This is a genomic window from Escherichia sp. E4736 (assembly GCF_005781225.1).
In the GTDB taxonomy this organism is placed as follows: Bacteria; Pseudomonadota; Gammaproteobacteria; order Enterobacterales; family Enterobacteriaceae; genus Escherichia.
The window spans coordinates 124,724-149,495 of the sequence record NZ_VATT01000018.1; the positions used below are offsets into that span (position 1 = coordinate 124,724).

At 58.9% G+C, this 24,772-nt stretch carries 3 protein-coding genes; all 3 read left to right on the forward strand.

Translation table 11 applies throughout. The features are described from left to right. Window position 1 precedes the first annotated feature (1 nt). Window positions 2-1,294 carry an APC family permease gene (locus FEK46_RS14290; RefSeq protein ID WP_130206329.1) on the forward strand — a complete coding sequence of 431 codons (1,293 nt, stop codon included), beginning with the start codon at window positions 2-4 and terminating at the stop codon, window positions 1,292-1,294. A gap of 342 nt (window positions 1,295-1,636) precedes the next feature. Continuing rightward, the gene (locus FEK46_RS14295; RefSeq protein WP_130215513.1) at window positions 1,637-2,992 is read left to right on the forward strand and encodes a TolC family outer membrane protein; all 1,356 of its coding nucleotides are present in this window, start codon (window positions 1,637-1,639) and stop codon (window positions 2,990-2,992) included. Window positions 2,993-3,100: 108 nt separating this feature from the next. Continuing rightward, window positions 3,101-24,769: an Ig-like domain-containing protein gene (locus FEK46_RS14300; RefSeq protein ID WP_135559986.1), complete on the forward strand. Its 21,669-nt coding sequence runs from the start codon at window positions 3,101-3,103 to the stop codon at window positions 24,767-24,769. Window positions 24,770-24,772 lie beyond the last annotated feature (3 nt).

Here is a 24,772-nt window from a genome sequence, read left to right on the forward strand (position 1 = left end):
CATGATGAACGCGGAAGGTGATAACGGTAACAAACCCCTCGGGCTATGGAACGTCGTTTCCATTGGCATCGGGGCAATGGTGGGGGCAGGGATCTTTGCCCTGCTGGGGCAGGCGGCGTTGTTAATGGAAGCCTCAACCTGGGTCGCTTTTGCCTTTGGCGGCATAGTGGCGATGTTTTCCGGTTATGCCTATGCGCGACTTGGGGCGAGTTATCCCAGTAATGGCGGGATTATTGACTTCTTTCGCCGGGGATTAGGGAACGGCGTCTTTTCACTGGCATTATCCTTGCTTTACCTGATGACGCTGGCGGTGAGTATTGCTATGGTTGCCCGCGCATTTGGTGCTTATGCCGTGCAGTTTCTGCATGAAGGCAGCCAGGATGAGCATCTTATTTTGCTGTACGCGCTGGCTATCATTGCGCTGATGACTCTCTTCAACTCTTTAAGCAACCACGCGGTAGGTCGACTGGAAGTTATCCTTGTTGGCATCAAAATGATGATCCTGTTGTTGTTGATCATTGCGGGTGTCTGGTCGCTACAACCTGCGCACATTTCTGTCTCCGCGCCCCCCACTTCCGGCGCGTTCTTCTCTTGTATCGGGATTACCTTCCTTGCCTACGCGGGCTTTGGCATGATGGCGAACGCGGCGGATAAAGTAAAAGATCCGGCGGTCATTATGCCACGGGCGTTTCTGGTGGCGATTGGCGTTACTACGCTGCTTTACATCGCACTAGCGCTGGTACTGCTTAGCGATGTTTCGGCATTAGAGTTAGAAAAATATGCCGATACCGCGGTAGCGCAGGCCGCTTCTCCGCTGCTCGGGCATGTGGGGTATGTGATTGTGGTGATCGGCGCTTTACTGGCGACGGCTTCAGCCATTAACGCTAACCTGTTCGCGGTATTTAATATCATGGACAACATGGGCAGCGAGCATGAACTGCCGAAGCTAATGAATAAATCCCTGTGGCGGCAGAGCACATGGGGCAACATCATCGTGGTGGTGTTGATCATGCTGATGACGGCGGCGTTGAATTTAGGCTCGCTCGCCAGCGTCGCCAGTGCCACTTTTTTGGTCTGTTACCTGGCGGTGTTTATGGTCGCTATCCGCCTGCGTCATGATATCCACGCCTCGTTGCCAATCCTCATCGTTGGCACGCTGGTTATGTTGTTGGTGATCATCGGTTTTATTTACAGCCTGTGGTCCCAGGGCAGCAGTGCGCTGATGTGGATTATAGGCGCACTATTACTAAGCCTTATTGTGGCAATGGTAATGAAACGGAATAAAACGGTATAAACCTTCTTGTGCGCAGTGCTTTCTGCACTGCGCTTTTATTTTTTATCCTTAATTTAATCCCTTGCTTATGCTTTTAATAAATAATTCACACCAAAAAGATATATAGACGATAAAACTGTGATTTCTATCACTTCTTATCGTGGATTATTCTTAACGAGGATGATGGTAAACTAAAAGTCGTAGTGTATTCTTAATAAATAACGTATAAGCTTTTTCACTGCATTTCTTTTAATGGGGGAAGTAAAAACAAAAGAGATGCACAAGTTATTACCCTTCTTAAATAAAATGATGCTGGTTATAAAGATCAGTTAAAATAATGACCTGGAAGGAAGTGACTTATCTATGGCGCGATTACAATTAAAAAACCGTAAAAATAAAGGTCTGATATTTTTAATCAGTTTTATTGTGATGGGTGGAGACGCGCTTGCTGCGCCATTACCGCAATGGGCCAATGCTCCTGCGGTTACGCCGGTTGCCAGTTTATCGTTACAGGAAAGCATATTGCGTGCCTTTGCGCGAAACCCCGACGTCACCCAACAGGCGGCGCAGATAGGTATTGGTGAAGCGCAAATCGATGAAGCCAAAAGCGCCTGGTATCCGCACATCGGTTTAACGGGTAATGCGGGGCCTTCCCGGCAAACGGACTCCAGCGGCAGGCTGGATAACAACGTTTCTTATGGCATAACCCTGACGCAGCTGGTGTATGACTTTGGTAAAACCAGTAACGATATCAAACTGCAAACTGCCGCTCGTGACAGCTACCGCTTTAAATTGATGGCAACCTTAACCGACGTAGCCGAAAAGACGGCGACGACCTATATGGAAGTCAGTCGTTATCAGGCTTTGTGCGACGCAGCGCAACGTAACATTCACTCTCTGGAAAACGTCTACAACATGGCAGCACTACGCGCCAACGCCGGGCTTAATTCATCATCCGATGAGTTACAGGCGCAAACGCGTATAGCGGGAATGCGCTCGACGCTGGAACAATATCAGGCACAGATGACAAGCGCCAAAGCACAGCTGGCGGTGCTCACAGGCGTACAGCCGGAGGCGATAGCTTCGCCGCCAGCCGCATTAGCCGAACAGCCAGTGTCGCTAAAAAATATCGACTATCAGTCCATCCCGCTGGTACTGGCGGCAGAAAACTTACGCCAGTCTGCCCAGTACGGCGTGGAGAAAACCAAATCGCAATACTGGCCTACGCTCAGTATTCAGGGCGGCAAAACGCGCTACCAGACCAGCGACCGCTCGTATTGGGATGATCAGTTACAACTGAACGTCAATGCGCCGCTGTATCAGGGCGGCGCGGTTTCAGCCCAGGTGCAACAAGCCGAAGGGCAACAAAAAATCTCTGCCTCGCAGGTTGAGCAGGCAAAACTGGACGTGCTTCAACGAGCGTCGGTGGCGTATGCCAACTGGACTGGCGCACGGGGTCGTGAAGAGGCTGGGTTAGCGCAATCTGAAAGTGCGCACAAAACGAGAGATGTGTACCAAAATGAATATAAATTGGGTAAACGCAGCCTGAATGATCTATTAACCGTCGAGCAAGATGTCTTTCAGGCGCAATCGGCTGAAATAAATGCCAATTATGATGGCTGGGTCGCCGCAGTGAATTATGCCGCTGCGGTTAATAACCTTATTCCATTAGCGGGAATTAAACAGGGCTTATACAACGACTTACCCGACTTGAAATAATCCTGCCATTATTAATATCAGGTATGCATCGTTGTTGAGTGATTACCTTTGTCTTATTTAGATAAATGGACTCGCTAAGGATGTGCGCCATTTATCAGGAATGCCATTATGAGCCTGATTATTGATGTTATTTCGCGAAAAACATCCGTCAAACAAACGCTGATCAATCCTGGCGACGTTACGGTTGTCATTTATGAGCCCTCTGTGGTGCAGGTTCATGCTCAGGCAACTGCCGTTGCGCGTTATGTTCGTGACGGAAATGACTTGTTGATCTATATGCAGGACGGCACGGTGATCCGCTGCAACGGTTATTTCCTGCAAGCGGCAAATACCAGCGAACAATCCGAACTGGTGTTTGCCGATGGTCAACAGCTGACTCATGTCACCTTTGCCGATACCGCGGCAGGTGGATTAGCGCCTGTGGAGCTGACCGCTCAGACCACCGCAATTGAAAGCATTGCGCCGTACCTCGATATTGTCGGTCAGACGACGGCTTTCCCGTGGGGATGGCTGGCGGGGGCGGCGGTAGGTGGCGGCGCGCTTGGCGCTTTACTGGCAAGCGGTGGCGATGATGGCTCAAAAACTGAAGTGGTTAACAACCCACCGCCAGCCGAACCCGGCAACGCCACGCCATCGTTTTTGGTAACCGATAATCAGGGCGATCAACGCGGTATTCTTTCCGCCAACGATACCACCGATGACACTACGCCAACCTTTAGCGGCAGCGGGCAGGCGGGGGCAACCATTCAGATTAAAGACAGCAATGGTGACACCATCGCCAGTACTCAGGTCGGTAGCGATGGACGCTGGAGCGTCGATTTGCCCACGCAAAGCGCGGGCGAACATACCTGGTCAGTGGTGCAAATCGTCGGTAGCACCATTACCAACGCCGGGTCGATAACGTTAACCATCGACAATAGTCAGGCCGCCATACAGCTCGCCACCACCGCAGGCGATAACATTATTAACGCCAGCGAACAGGCCGCTGGATTTACGCTTTCTGGCACCAGTAGCCATCTGGCACAGGGAACAGAACTCACCGTTACGCTAAACGGCAAAACCTACACCACCACCGTTGGGGCTAACGGTGTCTGGAGCGTACAAGTACCGACCGCCGATGCACAGGCGTTAGGCGAAGGGAATCAGGCGGTGCTGGTCAGTGGGAAAGATGCCACGGGCAATACGGTCACTGGCGCGCAACTGTTAACGGTCGATACCCAACCGCCGACACTTGCTATCAACACCATCGCCCAGGACAACATTGTCAGTGCCGCGGAACATAACGCCGCGCTGGTGTTAAGCGGTACATCGAATGCGGAAGCGGGGCAAACCGTAACCCTGAACCTGAACGGCGTCACCCACACAGCAACCGTCGGTAGCGACGGAACCTGGCAAGTGACGCTGCCTGCCGCAGAAGTGCAGGCGCTGGCCGATGGCAACTACGCCGTAAATGCCAGCGTCAGCGACCGGGCAGGAAATACCACCAGCAACAGTGCGAATTTCGCGGTAGACACCAGTGCGCCAGTGGTTAGCGTTAACACCGTTGCGGGCGACGATATTCTTAACACCGCTGAACAGATTGTGGCGCAGATTATTTCCGGTCAGGTCAGTGGGGCTTCTCCGGGGGATATCGTCACCGTGAAGTTAGGTGCCACAGTTCTGACAGGCGTGGTACAGGCAGACGGCAGCTGGAACGTAGCGCTTGATCCGGCGGTAACCCGTACTCTGGCGCGTGGCCCTAACGACATCATCGTCACGGTTACTGATGCCGCTGGAAATACCGGTACAGCGACCCATAACATCACGCTGGCAGGCGTCGCGCCGCAGGTGGCAATAGATACTATCAGCGGTGATAACGTACTGAATGCGCTGGAATCTCAGCAGCCGCTCACGTTAAGTGGCACCAGCAATTTACCTGACGGCGGCACGGTTAACGTGACGCTGAATAATGTCACGTATAGCGCTCAGGTCAGCGGCGGCGTCTGGTCGCTGAATGTTCCGGTGAGCGATGTCCTGAATCTGGCAAACACCAATTACACCGTTACCGCCAGCGCCACCGATGTGACCGGCAACACCGGCACCGCGCAGAGCAATTTGCTGGTCGATACGGTGCTGCCGCAGGTGATCATCAACACCTTTGCAGGCGACAACATTGTTAACAACGCCGAAGCAGCGGCAGATCAAACCCTCAGTGGGCGCGTCGTGGGTGCGGTGCAGGGCGATACCGTCACTATTGAACTGGGCGGTCATACCTACACGGCGACGGTGGGCAGCAACCTTACCTGGAGCGTGAACGTACCGACGGCGGATTTACAGGCGCTGGGCGATGGGGCGTTAACGATAAATGCTTCTGTGACGAACGGGCATGGCAACACTGGTAATGGTGAGCGTGATATCACCATCAGCGCCACGCTGCCGGGACTGCGTATCAATACTGTCTCCGGCGATGACGTTATTAACGCTCTCGAACAGCAGCAGGATTTGGTCATTTCTGGCAGCAGTAGCCATTTACCTGCGGGCACTACCGTGACGGTAACACTCGGCAACGAAAGCTATCAGGGCGTGACCGACAGCAACGGCAACTGGCAGGTGGGTGTTCCAGCTGCGGACTTGCAGGCGCTCACTGCGGGCACGGTTATTGTTACCGCCAGTGCGGAAGATCCGGCAGGTAACCCGGTTTCTATCAACCATAATGTGCTGGTTGATGCGGGTAGCGTGGCGATTGTTATCAATACCGTCTCCGGCGATGACATTATCAATGCCGCAGAAAAAGGTGCGCCGCTGACGCTGACCGGTACCACTCAAGGAGTAGAGGCCGGGCAAACGGTAGTCGTGAAATTTGCCGGGCAAACCCTGACGACCACTGTTCAGAATGACGGTTCCTGGAGCCTGACCGTTCCCGCCAGTGCGGTAAGCAGCCTGCCCGATGGCGCAGCAGAAATCACCGCGACCGTCACTAATATCAGCGGTAACACTGGCGACACCTCCCGCACCATTACCGTCGACAGTCAGGCGCCAGCCTTAAGTATCGATTCGCTGACCGCCGATAACGTCATCAACGCCGCCGAAAGTGGTCAGGATCTGCAAATCACTGGCACCACTGACGCCCAGCCGGGGCAGACGGTGACCGTCACGCTGAATGGGCAGACGTATCAGGGCGTCGTGCAGGCAGACGGCACCTGGAGTGTGACCGTACCTGCCGCCAACGTTGGCGCACTGGCTGACGGCAACGCCACGGTCACCGCCAGCGTGAACGATGTCGCAGGTAACCCGACCAGCGTCTCACGTGTGGCGCTGGTGGATGCCACGCCGCCCGTGGTGACCATTAATCCGGTGGCGAGCGATAACGTCATCAACACGCCGGAACACACCCAGGCGCAAATCATCAGTGGCACGGCCACCGGCGCGCAGGCTGGCGATATCGTCACTGTGACGTTGAATAATGTGAATTACACCACGGTGGTGGATGCTTCCGGCAACTGGAGTCTGGGCGTTCCGGCCTCGGTGGTCAGTGGGCTGGCGGACGGCAGTTATCCTGTCAACGTTTCAGTGACTGACCGCGCCGGAAACACGGGCAGCCAGTCACTGACCGTCACGGTCGATACCGCCGCGCCAGTAATTGGTATTAACACCATTGCTGGTGATGATGTGATAAACGCCAGCGAAAAAGGGGCCGATGTCCAGATTACCGGTACCAGCGATCAGCCAGCCAATACCGCCATCACCGTGACGCTGAACGGGCAAAATTACACCACCACGACCGACGCCTCCGGCAACTGGAGCGTCACCGTTCCGGCATCGGCGGTAACCGCACTGGGCCAGGCCAACTACACGGTAACGGCGGCGGTGACCAGCGGTATCGGCAACAGCACCACCGCCAGCCATAACGTGCTGGTCGACAGCGCGCTGCCCGGTGTGACCATTAACCCGGTGGCAACCGACGATATTATTAACGCCGCCGAAGCGGGCGTAGCGCAAACCATCAGCGGGCAGGTTACCGGAGCCGCCGTTGGCGACACAGTAACGATTACGTTGGGCGGTAATACTTACACCACCACCGTCCAGCCGGGATTAAGCTGGAGCGTGAGCGTTCCGGTGGCAGATATTCAGGCGTTGGGCAATGGTGATTTGACGGTGAACGCCTCGGTCACCAATCAAAATGGCAATACCGGTAGCGGCACGCGGGATATCACCATCGACGCTAATCTGCCCGGTCTGCGGGTCGATACGGTGGCGGGCGATGATGTGGTCAATATCATCGAACACGGGCAGGCGCTTGTTGTCACCGGCAGCAGCTCGGGGCTGGCAGAAGGCACGCCGCTTACCGTTACGATTAATAATGTGGACTACACCACTGCGGTGCAGGCCGATGGTAGCTGGAGCGTGGGCGTCACGGCGGCGCAGGTTAGCGCCTGGCCTGCGGGGACGGTTAATATTGCCGTTTCCGGGGAAAGTAGCGCCAACAACCCAGTGAGCATCACGCATCCGGTAACTGTCGATCTCACTCCGGCGGCGATCACCATCAACACCATCGCCGCGGACGACGTGATTAACGCCGCGGAAAAAGGCGCTGATTTAACCCTTTCCGGCACCACCACTAATGTAGAAGCAGGGCAAACGGTTACTGTGACCTTTGGCGGTAAAAACTACACCGCTACCGTGGCGAGCGATGGTAGCTGGACCGCCACCGTTCCCGCCGCCGATCTGGCGTCATTAACCGATGGCAGCGCCTCCGCGCAGGCCAGCGTCAGCAATATCAATGGCAATAGCGCCTCGGCGGTGCATAACTACAGCGTCGACAGCAGCGCGCCAACCATCATTATCAATACCGTTGCCAGCGACAATATCGTTAACGCCAGCGAAGCTGACGCGGGCGTGACGGTGAGCGGCACCACCACCGCTGAAGCGGGGCAGATTGTTACGATAACGCTTAACAGCCCGACCGTGCAGACGTATCAGGCAACGGTACAGGCCGACGGCAGCTGGAGTATTAATATTCCGGCGGCAGATCTTGAGGCATTGACGGATGGCAGCCACACCCTGACGGCGACGGTTAATGACAAAGCGGGCAACCCGGCGAGCACCACGCATAATCTGGCGGTGGATCTCACCGTTCCGGTACTCACCATCAACACCATTGCGGGCGACGATATTATTAACGCCACCGAGCACGGGCAGGCGCTGGTGATTTCCGGTTCCAGCACAGGCGGAGAGGCGGGAGATGTCGTCAGCGTCACGCTAAACAATAAAACTTACACCACCACCCTGGATGCCTCCGGCAACTGGAGCGTCGGCGTTCCGGCAGCGGACGTCACGGCGCTGGGCAGCGGCCCGCAAACCGTGACGGCGACCGTTACCGATGCGGCAGGCAACAGTGACAGCGAGACGCACACGGTTACCATTAACCTTACCGCGCCGACCATTGACATCAACACCATTGCCACCGATGACGTGATTAACGCCACCGAAAAAGGCGCGGACCTGCAAATTTCCGGCACCAGCAATCAGCCCGCAGGCACCACAATTACGCTGACGCTTAACGGGCAAAATTACTCCGCCACGACGGACGCCGCAGGCAACTGGATCACCACGGTGCCAGCCTCCGCCGTCGGTGCGCTGGGCGAAGCCAGTTACACGGTGACGGCGAACGTCACCGACATCGCAGGCAACAGCAATTCCGCCAGCCATAACGTGCAGGTTAATACCGCGTTGCCGGGTGTCACCATTAATCCGGTAGCGACTGACGATATTATTAACGCCGCCGAATCGGGCGTGGCGCAGACCATCAGCGGTCAGGTGACGGGCGCGGCGGCGGGCGATACGGTTACCGTGACGCTTGGCGGGAAAACCTACACCGCTACCGTGCAGGGGAATTTAAGCTGGAGCGTGGACGTTCCGGCAGCGGATATTCAGGCCATCGGTAATGGCGACCTCACGGTTAACGCCTCGGTGACCAACGGCGTTGGCAATACCGGCAGCGGTTCGCGCGATATAACTATCGATGCCAACCTGCCAGGTCTGCGCGTTGATACCGTGGCGGGCGATGATGTGGTCAATAGCATCGAGCATGGTCAGGCGCTGGTGATTACTGGTAGCAGCAGCGGGCTGGCGGCGGGCGCGGCACTGACGGTGGTGATTAACACGGTCACTTACGCTGCGACGGTATTAGCCGATGGCACGTGGAGCGTTGGTGTTCCGGCGGCAGATGTGGGCAACTGGCCTGCGGGGACGGTGAATATCACGGTTTCAGGCGCCAGTAGCGCCGGAAACCCGGTCACTATCACCCATCCGGTCACCGTCGATCTGGCGGCGGTGGCGATTTCCATTAACGCCGTTTCCGGCGACGATGTGATTAACGCCGCCGAAAAAGGGGCAGATTTAACCCTTTCCGGCAGCACTTCCGGCGTGGAAGCGGGGCAAACGGTCACTGTTACCTTTGGCGGTAAAACCTACACCGCCACCGTAGCGGGCGATGGTAGCTGGACAACCACCGTACCCGCCGCCGATCTCAGCGCGTTACGCGACGGCGACGCCACCGTGCAGGCCAGCGTCAGCACTATTAACGGCAACACGGCTTCGGCAACTCACGCTTACAGCGTCGATGCCACAGCCCCGACGCTTGCCATTAACACCATCGCCACCGACGATATTCTGAACGCCGCCGAGGCGGGCAATCCGCTAACCATCAGCGGCAGCAGTACCGCCGAAGCGGGGCAGACGGTAACCGTCACGCTTAATGGCGTGACTTACAGCGGCACCGTCCAGGCGGACGGCAGCTGGAGCGTCAGCGTACCGACGGCGGATCTCAGCAATCTGACCGCCAGCCAGTACACGGTCAGCGCCTCGGTAAGCGATAAAGCAGGTAACCCGGCGACCGCGACTCACGGTCTGGCGGTAGATCTCAGCGTTCCAGTGCTGACCATCAACACCGTCTCCGGCGATGACATTATTAACGCCGCCGAACACGGGCAGGCGCTGGTGATCTCCGGTTCCAGCACTGGCGGCGAAGCGGGCGATGTCATCACCGTCACGTTAAACAGTAAAACCTACACCACCACGCTGGACGCTTCCGGCAACTGGAGCGTCGGCGTTCCGCTGTCAGATGTCACTGCGCTGGGCAGCGGCCCGCAAACCATCACCGCCACTATTACCGATGTAGCAGGTAATAGCGATGATGCCAGCCGCACGGTCACTGTGAATCTCACCTCGCCAACCATTGGCATCAACACTATCGCCAGCGATGACGTCATTAACGCCACGGAAAAAGGCGCGGATCTGCAAATCACCGGCACCAGCAATCAGCCCGCAGGTACCACAATTACGGTGACGCTGAACGGGCAAAATTACACCGCCACCACAGATGCTTCCGGCAGCTGGAGCGCCACGGTGCCAGCGTCAGCGGTTAGCGCGTTGGGTGAAGCCAACTACACGGTAACGGCGAGCGTTACCGACACGGCAGGCAACAGCAATTCCGCCAGCCATAATGTGCTGGTCAACAGCGCACTGCCTGCCGTCACCATTAACGCGGTGGCGACCGACGATATTATCAACGCTGCCGAAGCGGGCAATGCGCAAACCATCAGCGGCCAGGTCACGGGTGCAGCGGCGGGCGATACGGTCACCGTGACGCTGGGCGGCAACACCTACACCGCCACCGTACAGACTAATTTAAGCTGGAGCGTTAGCGTGCCAGCGGCGGATATTCAGGCGCTGGGCAACGGTTCTCTGACGGTTAACGCTTCGGTCACCAATGGCGTTGGCAACACGGGCAGCGGCTCGCGAGACATCACTATCGACGCCAATCTGCCTGGCCTGCGTGTCGATACCGTAGCGGGTGATGATGTTATTAACAGCATTGAGCACAGTCAGGCGCTGGTGATTACCGGGAGCAGCACTGGACTGACGGCAGGAACGGCGTTAACGGTTGTGATCAACAACGTCACTTACGCTGCCACGGTTTTAGCCGATGGCACATGGAATCTCGGCGTTCCGGCGGCCGACGTCAGCAACTGGCCTGCGGGTACGGTGGATATTACGGTAAGCGGCACCAACAGCGCCGGAACAACCTCCACCATTACCCATTCGGTTACCGTCGATCTGGCGGCAGTCGCCATCACCATTAACACTCTCTCCGGCGATGATGTGATCAACGCCGTGGAGAAAGGCGAAACGCTGGTCGTAAGCGGCAGCACCAGCGGCGTGGAAGCCGGACAGACGGTGACCGTCACCTTTGGCGGTAAAAATTACACCACCACCGTGGAAGCCAACGGTAGCTGGACGGTGAATGTACCGCCTGCCGATCTCGCTGCGTTGCCAGACGGCGCGGGCAACGTGCAGGCGAACGTCAGCAATATTAACGGCAACAGCGCCCAGGCGACTCATGCTTTCAGCGTCGATGGCACCGCGCCGATCATTACCATCAATACCATCGCCAGCGACGATATTCTTAATGTGAGCGAAGCGGGCGCGGGGATCACCATCAGCGGCACCACCACGGCGCAGGCCGGGCAGACGCTGACCGTCACGCTCAATAACAACACGTACCAGACCACCGTCCAGGCCGATGGCACCTGGAGCGTGAATGTTCCGGCAACGGATTTAAGCGGACTGACCGCCAGCAGTTATACCGTGACCGCCACAGTGAGCGATAAAGCGGGTAACCCGGCAAGCGCTGACCACGCGCTGGCAGTGGACGTTACCGCGCCGGATCTCACCATTAACACCGTCGCGGGCGATGACATTATCAACGCCATCGAACACGGGCAGGCGCTGGTCGTCAGCGGCACCAGTACGGGCGCGGCGGTGGGTGATGTGGTCACGGTTAACCTGAACGGTAAAAACTACACCACCACGCTGGACGCCTCCGGTAACTGGAGCGTGGGCATTCCGGCGGCAGATGTGACGGCGCTGGCAACCGGAAGCCGGACCATCACCGCCAGCCTGAGCGATCGCGCGGGCAACAGCGACAGCACGACTCACGATGTGACCGTTGATCTCAGCGGCCCGACGCTGACCATCAACACCGTCTCCGGTGATGACATTATTAATAATGCAGAGAAAACCCAGGATCTAATCATCAGCGGCGGCTCCAGCGGCCTGGCGACGGGCTCCACGGTCACCGTGATGTTGAACGGCCTGGCTTACAGCGCCACCACCGACGGTTCCGGCAACTGGAGCGTTACCGTGCCAGCTTCGGCAGTCGGTGCCTTGGGCGAGGCAGTGTATCAAATTAGCGCCAGCGCCACCGACAGCGCAGGCAACAGCGGCAGTACCACCCATACGGTGAATGTCGAATCACTCCTGCCTGGGGTAATCATTAACACCGTAGCAGGTGATGACATTATCAACGCCGCTGAAATTGCCGTTAACCAGACCATCAGCGGTCAGGTTACGGGGACGGCAGCAGCAGGGGACACGGTCACTATCACGCTCGGCGGTAATCAATACACAGCCACCGTGCAGCCAGATTTAAGCTGGAGCGTCAGCGTACCGACGGCTGATTTGCAGGCGTTAGGTAACGGTGAGCTGACCATCACCGCCTCGGTCACCAACACCACAGGCAATACCGGCACCGCCACACACGACATCGTGATAGACGCCAACCTGCCAGGTCTGCGCGTCGATACCGTAGCAGGCGATGATGTGGTCAATATTATCGAGCACGGTCAGGCGCTGGTGGTAACCGGCAGCAGTACCGGACTGGCGGTGGGAACGCCACTGACAGTGGAAATCAACAACGTCACCTACGGCGCAACGGTACTCGCCGATGGCAGCTGGAGCGTCGGCGTTCCGGCGGGAGATGTCGCAAACTGGCCTGCGGGGACGGTTAATATTGCCGTCTCTGGCACTAATACTGCTGGAACCACAACCAGCATCAGCCATCCAGTTACGGTCGATCTCGCTGCCGTCGCTATCACCATCAATACCCTTTCCGGCGACGATGTAATTAACGCCACCGAGAAAGGCAGCGATTTGCAGCTCTCCGGCACCACCTCCGGCGTGGAAGCGGGGCAGACCATCACCGTTATTTTCGGCGGCAAAAGCTACACCACCACGGTTGCGGCGGATGATACCTGGGGGCTGACGATCCCCGCCGCCGATCTCGCAACCTTGCCGGACGGTGCAGCAAACGTACAAGCCAGCGTCAGCAACGTAGCTGGCAACATCGCCCAGGCAACACATGCTTACAGCGTTGATGCCACCGCGCCATCCGTTACTATCAACACCATCGCCTCGGACGATATTCTTAATGCCGCTGAAGCCGGAACGGCGCTGACCATCAGCGGCACCAGTACGGCAGAAGCCGGGCAGACGGTGACCGTGACGCTAAACGGCGTCAGTTACAGCGGGAACGTACAGGCTGACGGTAGCTGGAGCGTCAGCGTACCAACTGGCGATTTAGCCAACCTCACCGCAAGCCCCTATACGGTGAGCGCGGCGGTCAGCGACAAAGCCGGAAATCCGGCCTCGGCAACGCATAATCTGACGGTAGATCTCGTTGCCCCAGTCGTCACCATTAACACGGTGGCGGGCGATGACATCATCAACGCCACGGAACATGCTCAGGCGCAGATTATCAGCGGCTCGGCAACGGGCGCGACCACCGGTAACACGGTTTCCGTGACGATTGGCGCCAACACGTATACCACCGTGCTGGACGCCAACGGCAACTGGAGCATCGGCGTGCCTGCCAGCGTGATTTCCGCGCTGGCGCAGGGCGATGTGACCATTACCGCCACGGTCACCGACTCCGCAGGTAACAGCGGCACAGCCTCGCACACTGTCAGCGTGGCGCTCGGCGCACCCGTGCTCGGCATCAACACCATTGCCGTCGATGACATTATCAACGCCACGGAGAAAGGTGCGGATCTGGCGATTTCCGGCACCAGCAACCAGCCTGCGGGTACGCAGGTAACCGTTACGCTCAACGGGCAAAATTACACCACTACTGCCGATGCCTCAGGTAACTGGAGCGTGACCGTTCCAGCGTCTGCGGTTGGTACGCTCGGTGAAGCGACTTACACGGTGACCGCCGCCGCTACTGACTCAGTTGGCAACAGCGGTTCCACCAGCCATAACGTGCAGGTCAATACCGCGCTACCTGGCGTCACCATTAACGTTGTGGCGAGCGACGATATTATTAACGCTGCCGAAGCGGGCGCGGGCCAGACCATCAGCGGTCAGGTCACAGGTGCGGCGGCGGGCGACACGGTAACCGTCACGCTCGGCGGGGCGACTTACACCGCCACGGTGCAGGCGAATTTAAGCTGGAGTATTAATGTTCCGGCAGCCGCTTTACAGGCATTGGGCAACGGCGAACTGACCATTTCGGCTTCGGTAACGAACAGCGTAGGCAACACCGGTAGCGGCACGCGCGAAATCACCATCGACGCGAATCTTCCCGGTCTGCGGGTCGATACTGTCGCTGGCGATGATGTGGTCAACATTATCGAGCACGGGCAGGCGCTGGTGATTACCGGCAGCAGTTCCGGCCTGGCGGCGGGCAGCAACGTCACGCTGACCATTAACGGGCAAACGTATGTTGCGGCGGTACTGGCGGATGGCACCTGGAGCGTCGGCGTTCCGGCGGTGGATGTCAGCGCCTGGCCTGCGGGGACGGTCACAATTACGGCGAGCGGTAGCACCACCGCCGGAAACCCGGTCAGCGTTACGCATCCGGTGACTGTCGATCTCTCGGCGATTGCCGTCAGCATCAACGCCATTACCGCCGATGATGTGATTAACGCCGCTGAAAAAGGCGCGGCGTTAACGCTCTCCGGCAGCACTTCCGGCGTGGAGGCTGGTCAAACGGTTACCGTCACCTTTGGCGGCAAAACCTACACAGCAAGCGTCGCGGCGAATGGTTCCTGGAGTACCACGGTTCCGGCGGCGGATATGGCAGCCCTGCGTGAGGGCGATGCCAGCGCACAGGCCAGCGTCAGCAATGTTAACGGCAACAGCGCCACCACGACCCACGCTTACAGCGTCGATGCCAGCGCGCCAACGGTGACCATCAACGCTATTGCGGGTGACGATATTCTTAATGCCGCCGAAGCCGGAGCGGCGCTGACCATCACCGGCAGCAGCACGGCGGAAGCGGGGCAGACAGTGACCGTCACGCTCAATGGTGCAAACTATACCGGCACCGTACAAACGGATGGCAGCTGGAGCGTCAGCGTGCCGCCAGCCGACTTAAGCGCGCTGACCGCCAGCAACTACACCGTCAGCGCGGCAGTGAGCGACAAGGCCGGAAACCCGGCCTCGGTTAATCACAACCTGACGGTGGATACTTCCGTTCCGGTCGTCACCATCAACACGGTGGCGGGCGATGATGTGATCAACGCGACGGAACACGCCCAGGCGCAGATTATCAGCGGCTCCGCTACTGGCGCGGCAACCGGTAGCACCGTGACGGTGACTATCGGCACAAACACCTTTACCACCGTGCTGGATGCCAGCGGTAACTGGAGCGTCGGTGTCCCGGCAAGCGTCGTCTCGGCACTGGCGAACGGCACGGTGACCATTAACGCCAGCGTCACCGATGCCGCCGGAAACAGCGGCAGCGCCACGCATCAGGTGACGGTCAATACTGGCCTGCCGTCAATTACCTTTAACGCCATCAGCGGCGATAACGTCCTGAACGCCGATGAAAAAGGCCAGCCGTTGACCATTAGCGGTAGCAGTACGGGGCTGGCGACAGGCGCACAGGTTACCGTCACGCTCAACGGTCATAACTACAGCGCCACCACCGACGCAGCAGGCAACTGGACCTTAACCGTTCCGGTGAGCGATCTGGCGGCTTTAGGCCAGGCAAACTATACCGTCAGCGCCAGCGCCACCAGTCCGGCAGGCAACACCGCCAGTAGCCAGGCGAATTTACTGGTCGACAGCGGCCTGCCGGGCGTCACCATCAATACTGTGGCGGGTGACGATATTATCAACGCCGCTGAAGCGGGGGCCGATCAAACCATCAGCGGGGTAGTGACCCGCGCCGCCGCTGGCGATACGGTCACCGTGACGCTGGGCGGCAACACTTACACCACCACGGTACAGGGCAACTTAAGCTGGAGTATCAGCGTTCCTGCAGCCGATCTCCAGGCGCTGGGCAATGGTGATTTGACCATTACCGCCTCGGTCACCAACGCGAATGGCAATACGGGTAGCGGCACGCGGGATATCACCATTGACGCCAACCTGCCTGGACTGCGGGTGGATACCGTGGCGGGCGATGATATCGTCAACAGCATCGAGCACGGACAGGCACTGGTAATCACTGGCGGCAGCAGCGGTCTGAATGCCGGCGCCGTGCTGACGGTCACCATCAACAACGTGGCCTATGCTGCCACGGTACAGGCAGATGGGAGCTGGAGCATAGGCATTCCGGCAGCAAACGTCAGCGCCTGGCCTGCGGGGCAGTTAACCGTTGACGTGGCCGGCCAGAGCAGCGCCGGAAATCCAGTCAACGTCAGCCATCCATTCACCGTCGATTTAACGGCGGTGGCGATCAGCATCAATACGGTCGCCAGCGATGACGTAATTAACGCGGCGGAAAAAGGTGCCGGGCTGACCCTTTCCGGCACCACCAGCGGGATTGAAAGCGGGCAAACCGTTACCGTTACCTTTGGCGGCAAAACCTACACCGCAAGCGTCGCCGCTAACGGGAGCTGGAGTGTAACGGTTCCGGCGGCGGATCTGGCAACTCTGCCAGACGGCGCGGCGAACGTGCAGGCCAGCGTCAGCAGCGCGAGCGGCAACAGTGCCTCGGCGACCCATGCGTATAGCGTTGACGCCAGCGTGCCGACGCTCACCATTAATACCATCGCCAGCGACGATATTCTTAACGCCACGGAGGCCGGAAGCCCGCTCACCATCAGCGGCACCAGCACCGCCGAAACCGGGCAGACGGTCACCGTCACCCTTAATGGCGCAACCTACAGCGGTAATGTACAGGCGGACGGTAGCTGGAGCATCAGCGTTCCCACCTCAGCCTTAGGTGCGCTGACCGCAAGCAATTACACCGTCAGCGCCACAGTCAATGACAAAGCGGGTAACCCCGGCAGCGCCAGCCATAATCTGGCGATAGACACCACCGCGCCCGTTCTCACCATTAACACCGTGGCGGGCGATGACATCATCAACGACGCCGAACACGGGCAGGCGCTGGTGATTTCCGGCACCAGCACGGGCGGGGAAGCGGGCGATGTGGTGAGCGTCGTGCTCAACGGCAAAACCTACACCACCACCCTGGATGCCTCCGGCAACTGGAGCGTCGGCGTCCCGGCGGCGGATGTTACGGCACTCGGTAGCGGTGCGCAGACGATCACCGCCAGCGTCAGCGATCGGGCGGGCAACAGCGACGACGCCAGCCGCACCGTTACCGTCAGCCTCACCGCGCCAGTGATTAGCATCAACACCATCGCGGGTGATGACGTGATCAACGCCACTGAAAAAGGATTGAATCTGGCGCTTTCCGGCACCAGCGATCAACCTGCGGGCACGGCGATCACCGTGACGCTGAACGGACAAAACTACAGCACTACCACCGACGCTTCCGGCAACTGGAGCGTTACCGTACCCGCCTCGGCAGTCAGTGCGCTGGGCGAAGCTACCTATAGCGTGACGGCGAGCGTCACCAACGCCCAGGGCAACAGCAGCACCGCCAGCCATAACGTGCAGGTCAATACCGCGCTGCCGGGTGTGACCATTAATCCGGTGGCGACGGACGATATTATCAATGCCGCCGAAGCAGGCAGCGCACAAACCATCAGCGGTCAGGTAACCGGTGCGGCGGCGGGCAGCACCGTCACCGTTGAACTGGGCGGTAAAACTTACACCGCCACCGTCCAGCCAGATTTAAGCTGGAACGTGAGCGTACCAGCCGCCGACTGGCAGGCGCTGGGCAACGGAGAGTTAACCGTTAACGCCTCGGTGACCAACGCCGTTGGCAACACCGGCAGCGGCACGCGCGATATCGCCATCGATGCCAGTCTGCCAGGTCTGCGAGTCGATACCGTTGCAGGCGATGATGTGGTCAATATCATCGAGCACGGTCAGGCGCAGGTGATTACTGGCAGCAGTTCAGGTTTTGCCGCAGGTACGGCGTTGACGGTGGTGATTAATAACCAAACTTACGCCGCCACGGTGCTGGCGAACGGCACCTGGAGCGTCGGCGTTCCGGCGGCGGATGTCAGCAACTGGCCTGCGGGAACGCTGAACATTAGCGTGAGCGGCGCGAACAGTGCCGGAACGCAAACCAGCATTACCCATCCGGTCACGGTTGATCTCACTACCGTCGCCATCAGCATGAACAGCATCACCAGCGATGATGTGATTAACGCCGCCGAAAAAGGCGCGGCGCTAACGCTCTCCGGCAGCACGTCCGGCGTCGAAGCGGGGCAAACCGTTACCGTCACCTTTGGTGGCAAAACCTACACCACCACGGTGGCAGCAAACGGTAGCTGGAGCACCACCGTTCCGGCTGCGGATATGGCGACGTTGCGTGACGGTGATGCCAGCGCTCAGGTGCGGGTGACCAACGTTAATGGCAACAGCGCCACGGCAACACATGAATACAGCGTCGATAGCGCCGCGCCGATCGTCACCATCAACACGATAGCCAGCGATAACATCATCAACGCCAGCGAAGCCGCGGCGGGCGTAACGGTGTCTGGCACCAGTACGGCGGAAACGGGGCAGACGCTGACCGTCACGCTTAACGGCAGTAACTACCAGACCACGGTGCAGGCGGACGGTAGCTGGAGCTTAACGCTGCCTGCCAGCGCCTTAACCACGCTTGCTAATAACGGCTACACCCTGACCGCCACGGTCAGCGATCTGGCGGGTAACCCCGGCAGCGCCAGCAAAGGCGTGACCGTCGATACCACCGCGCCCGTCATCAGCTTTAACACCGTGGCGGGCGATGATGTGATTAACAACGTCGAACATACTCAGGCGCAGATTATCAGCGGCACCGCCACGGGCGCGGTCGCGGGCGACCGCCTGGTGGTGACCATCGCCGGGCAGCAGTACGTTACCAGCACCGATGCCAGCGGCAACTGGAGCGTTGGCGTGCCAGCCAGTGTGATTTCCGGCCTTGCGGACGGCACGGTGACCATCAGCGCCACCATCACCGATAGCGCAGGCAACAGCAGCACGCAGACGCACAACGTGCAGGTGAACACGGCGGTGGTGTCGCTCTCGGTCAGCACCATCAGCGGCGATAACCTTATTAACGCCGCCGAAGCAGGCAATGTGCTGACCCTTAGCGGCACTGGCACTAATTTTGCGACAGGCACGGTGGTGACCGTGTTGCTTAACGGCAAAGGCTACAGCGCCACTATTCAAAGCAACGGGAGCTGGAGCGTGAATGTGCCAGCGGCAGACGTTGCGGCGCTGGCGGATGGTACCAGCTACACGGTCAGCGCTTCCGCTCAGGACAGCGCCGGAAACAGCGCCACGGCCTCGCGCAGCGTAGCGGTGGATCTCACCGCACCGATTATCAGCATTAACACCGTTTCGACGGACGATCGACTCAACGCCGCCGAACAGCAGCAGCCGTTAACCCTTAACGGCTCGACCAGCGCGGAAGTGGGGCAGACGGTCACCGTCACCTTTGGCGGCAAAACCTACACCGCCACGGTTGCTGCCAATGGCACCTGGGCGCTGAACGTGCCTGCGGCGGATCTGGCAGCGCTCGGGCAGGGCGCGCAGACCATTACCGCCAGCGTGAACGATCGCGCGGGCAACCCCGGACAGGCCACGCACGCTCTGACCGTTGACACCGTTGCGCCAACGGTGACCATCGCCACCGTGGCGGGTGACGATATTATCAACAACGCCGAGCAGCTTGCCGGGCAGACCATCAGCGGCACCACCACCGCCGAAGTGGGTCAGACGGTGACCGTCACCTTTAACGGTCAGAGCTGGACCGCCACGGTCGGCAGCGGCGGAAGCTGGTCGGTCTTTATTCCGGCGCAGCAGTTTACCGGATTAAGCGACGGCAGCTACACCATTAGCGCGACGGTCAGCGATCAGGCGGGAAACCCCGGTAGCGCCAGCCGTGGCGTGACGTTGAACGGCGATGTGCCTACCGTCACCATCAACACTTTTGCGGGCGACGATGTAGTGAACGCGGCGGAACATGGCTCGTCGCTGGTGATCAGCGGCACCACCACCGCCCCAGTTGGGCAGACGCTGACCCTGACCTTAAACGGCAAAACCTACACCACCACCGTGCAGACGGGCGGTAGCTGGAGCTACACGCTCGGCAGCGCCGATGTCACTGCGCTGGCGGACGGCAACGCCTACGTGATTAACGCCTCGGTGAGCAACGCCATTGGCAACACCGGCATCAGTAATCACACTATTACCGTCGATCTCAGCGCCCCGGCGATGGGCATTAATATTGATTCCCTGCAAGCAGACACCGGGCTTAGCGCCAGCGACTTTATCACCAGCGTCAGTCCGGTGGTGGTCAACGGCTCGCTCACCGCCGCGCTTGCCAGTAACGAGACGGCGCAAATCAGTATCGACGGCGGCGTAACCTGGACCACGCTTACCGTCACTGGCACGACCTGGCGCTATAACGACAGCCGCACGCTGACCGATGGCAACTATCTCTATCAGGTGCGGGTGATTGACGCAGCGGGCAACGTTGGCGCGACCGACAGCCAGAACGTGGTGATCGACACCATCGCGCCAGATCCAGCAGTAAAAACCATCGCCATCAGCGCGATCACCACCGATACCGGATTGATCACTAACGATTTTATCACCAGCGACACGACGCTTGCGGTGAGCGGCACGCTGGGGGCGACGCTGGCTGCCGGTGAGTTCGCGCAAATCAGCATCGACGGCGGCACCACCTGGCAGAATCTGTCGGTAAGCGGATTAACCTGGACGTACCTTGACGGACGCACGCTGGCTGACGGTAACTACAACTATCAGGTGCGGGTGATCGACACCGCCGGAAATATCGGTGCGACCGCCAGCCAGATTGTCACCGTTGACACCACCGCGCCGCTGGCGAGCAAAACCATCGCCATTGCGGGCATCAGCGATGACACCGGGTTAAGCAGCAGCGATTTTGTTACTCGCGACACCACGCTGACCGTGCGCGGTACGCTCGGTGCGGCGCTGGCCGCTGATGAACGGGCGCAAATCAGCCTCGACGGCGGTGTCACCTGGACAACCTTAACCGTTATCGGCACCAGCTGGAGCTATGCCGACGGTCGCACACTGACCGACGGCACCTGGAACTACACGGTGCGGGTGGTGGATCTGGCGGGGAATGTTGGGCAGACCGCAACGCAAAACGTGGTGGTCGACACCACCAGCCCGGAAGCGGCGAAAAGCATCACCATTACCGGCATCAGCGATGACACCGGAGCCAGCAGCAGCGATTTTATTACCAGCGATACCTCGCTTACCGTGCGCGGCGTACTGGGCGCGGCGCTCGGCACTAATGAATTCGCGCAAATCAGCACCGACAACGGTGCAACCTGGGTGAACGTAACGCTGGCGGCAGACGGCTTGAACTGGAGTTACGTTGACGGACGCACGCTAACGAATGGCACGACGACCTGGCAGGTACGAGTGGTCGATCTGGCGGGCAACGTTGGCGCAACCGGCAGCCAGTCGGCGCAGATTGACACCGTTAACCCGGCGCAGGTGTTGACCATCGCCAGCATCAGCACCGACACGGGGAGTTCGTCCACCGACTTTATCACCAGTGATACCTCGCTCACGCTGACCGGTTCGCTGGGGGCGGGGCTTGCCAGCGGCGAAGTGGCGCAGATTAGCCTTGATGGCGGTGCGACCTGGACCACGCTCACTACCAACGGCACGCAGTGGACTTACACCGACAGCCGCACGCTGGCCGATGGCAGCTATGTTTATCAGGTGCGGGTGCTGGATCTGGCGGGAAATACCGGCCCGGTGGTGTCGAAAACGGTGGTGGTCGATACGATTAACCCCACCGCCACGCCAACTATTGTGTCGTATACCGATGATGTCGGGCAGCGGCAGGGGACGTTAAGCAGTTCGCAGGCCACTGACGATACTACTCCGTTGCTGAACGGCGTGCTCTCCGGCCCGCTGGCCAGCGGTGAAGTGGTTTACCTCTACCGTAACGGTCTGCTGTTAGGCGCGGTGACGATGGTCGGCGCGCTGAACTGGACCTACAGCGACAGCGGTCTGGTCAGCGGCGCCTATACCTACAGCGCGCGGGTAGTGGATCTGGCAGGGAATATCACCTCCTCCAGTGATTTTATCCTGACGGTCGATACTTCTATTCCGACCACGCTGGCGCAAATCACCAGCCAGACCACGCGCGATACCACGCCGATTATCAGCGGGGTGATCACTGCCGCGCTCGCCAGCGGGCAGTATGTCGAAGTGGTCATCAATGGCAAAACCTACACCTCGCAGCCGGGCGGTGCGGTGGTAGTCGATCCGGCGCATAACACCTGGTATGTGCAGTTACCGGATACCGATGTGTTGGCGGCGTCCGCGACCGCCTATAACGTCACCGCGCAGGTAAAAAGCTCGGCGGGCAACGGCAACACCGCCAACGTCAGCAACGGCACGGTGACGGTCAACGCGGCGATTGATTACACGCCCGCCTGGACAACTGCCAATAAAACGACCGCCTGGGGGCTGACCTACGGCCTCGACAACCACGGGATGTGGACGGTGCTGGCTAACCAGCAAATTATGCAATCAACCGATCCGCTCACCTGGTCGAAGACCGCACTGACGCTGGTGCAAAGCGGCAACAACTACGCCACCAGTTCAATTGCCGATTATGACCGTAACGGCACGGGCGATCTGTTTATCACCCGTGATGACTACGGTACGGGCTATATCAACGGCTTTACCAACAACGGCGACGGCACCTTTTCCAGCGCGATTCAGGTGAACGTCGGCACGCTGACGTGGTATGGCTCGATTGTGGCGTTTGATAAAGAGGGCGACGGCTATCTCGATTTCTGGATTGGCGACGCAGGCGGGCCGGACTCCAACACCTTCCTGTGGAATAACGCAGGCACCTTGGTAGGCAACTCCACCACCGCCAACAACGGAGGGAGCGCCACGGTCGGCGGGGTGGTGAACGGCTATCTTTCCCTTAACGAAGGTTCCGGCGTCGATCTCAACAATGACGGCAGGGTAGACCTGGTTCAGCACACCTTCAACCTGAATAACTACTACACCCTTTCATCGCTCATCAGCCAGGGCAACGGCACGTTTGTCTGGGGACAAAACACCATCAACACCTTCCTCAGCGTTGCAGGCAGCGGCGGTAACTCGACGTCTGTCTCCATGACCTGGGCCGATTTTGACGGTGACGGCGATATGGATCTGTTCCTGCCCGCCAGCCAGGGAAGAGCTAACTACGGCTCGCTGTTATTCAATACCAACGGCGTGTTGGGGAATCCGGTGGCGGTGGGCGCAACGGGTACAACCTATGCCAGCCAGTTCAGCGTGGCAGTGGACTGGGATCATGACGGGTTAATGGATATCGCGCGTATTGCTCAGACCGGGCAGTCGTACCTCTATACTAACGTCAGTAATGCCAGTAACTGGACACAATCTACCCTCGGCGGCAGCCAGAGCGGTATCACCAGCGGCGTGGCGGCAATGGACTACGACTGGGACGGCGCGGTGGATGTGCTGGTGACCAAACAGTCGGGCAGCGTGTTCCTGATCCGTAACACCAACACGGTGAGCTACGGCACCTCGCTGCACCTGCGCATCACCGATCCCAACGGCATTAACGTCTATTACGGTAATACCGTAAAACTCTACAACTCGGCGGGAGTGCTGGTCGCTACGCAAATCATCAACCCGCAGTCGGGGATGGGCGTCAACGACACCTCGGCGCTGGTCAATTTCTACGGGCTGAATGCCGGAGAAACCTACAACGCGGTGCTGATCAAATCCACCGGCACCACTGCCAGCAATATTGACCAGACGGTGAATACCAGTTGGGGCGGTTTACATGCCACAGATGCTACCCACGCTTACGATCTCAGCGCCGAAGCAGGCACGGCGAGCAACAACGGTAAGTTCGTCGGCACGGGCTATAACGACACCTTCTTCGCTACTGCTGGCACCGACACCTACGACGGTTCCGGCGGCTGGGTGTACAGCTCCGGCACCGGGACCTGGCTGGCGAACGGCGGAATGGACGTGGTCGATTTCCGCCTCTCCACAGTGGGGATCACCGCCAACTTAAGCACCACCACTGCCCAGGCGACCGGCTTTAACACCTCGACATTTACCAATATCGAAGGCATTTCCGGCTCCAACTTTAACGACACCCTGACGGGCAGCAGCGGCGATAACCAACTGGAAGGGCGCGGCGGTAACGACACCATCAACATCGGCAACGGGGGCCATGACACCTTGCTCTATAAACTGCTCAACGCCAGCGATGCCACTGGCGGCAATGGCTCGGACGTGGTGAATGGCTTTACGGTAGGGACATGGGAAGGCACCGCCGACACCGATCGCATTGATATCCGCGAGCTGTTACAGGGCAGCGGCTATACCGGTAATGGCAAAGCCAGCTACGTCAACGGCGTGGCGACGCTGGATGCGCAGGCCGGAAACATCGGTGATTTTGTCAAAGTCACCCAGAGCGGCAGCGACACCATCGTGCAGATCGACCGCGACGGCACGGGCGGCACTTTTGCGGCAACTAACGTGGTCACGCTGACGGGCGTGCATACCGACCTCGCCACTTTGCTGGCGAATCATCAGTTGATGGTGGTGTAGATA

Bases quoted from the DNA above. Each gene is read 5' to 3' on its own strand.
- FEK46_RS14300 (WP_135559986.1), top strand. From the start codon at position 3,101: ATGAGCCTGATTATTGATGTTATTTCGCGAAAAACATCCGTCAAACAA.
- FEK46_RS14295 (WP_130215513.1), top strand. From the start codon at position 1,637: ATGGCGCGATTACAATTAAAAAACCGTAAAAATAAAGGTCTGATATTT.
- FEK46_RS14290 (WP_130206329.1), top strand. From the start codon at position 2: ATGATGAACGCGGAAGGTGATAACGGTAACAAACCCCTCGGGCTATGG.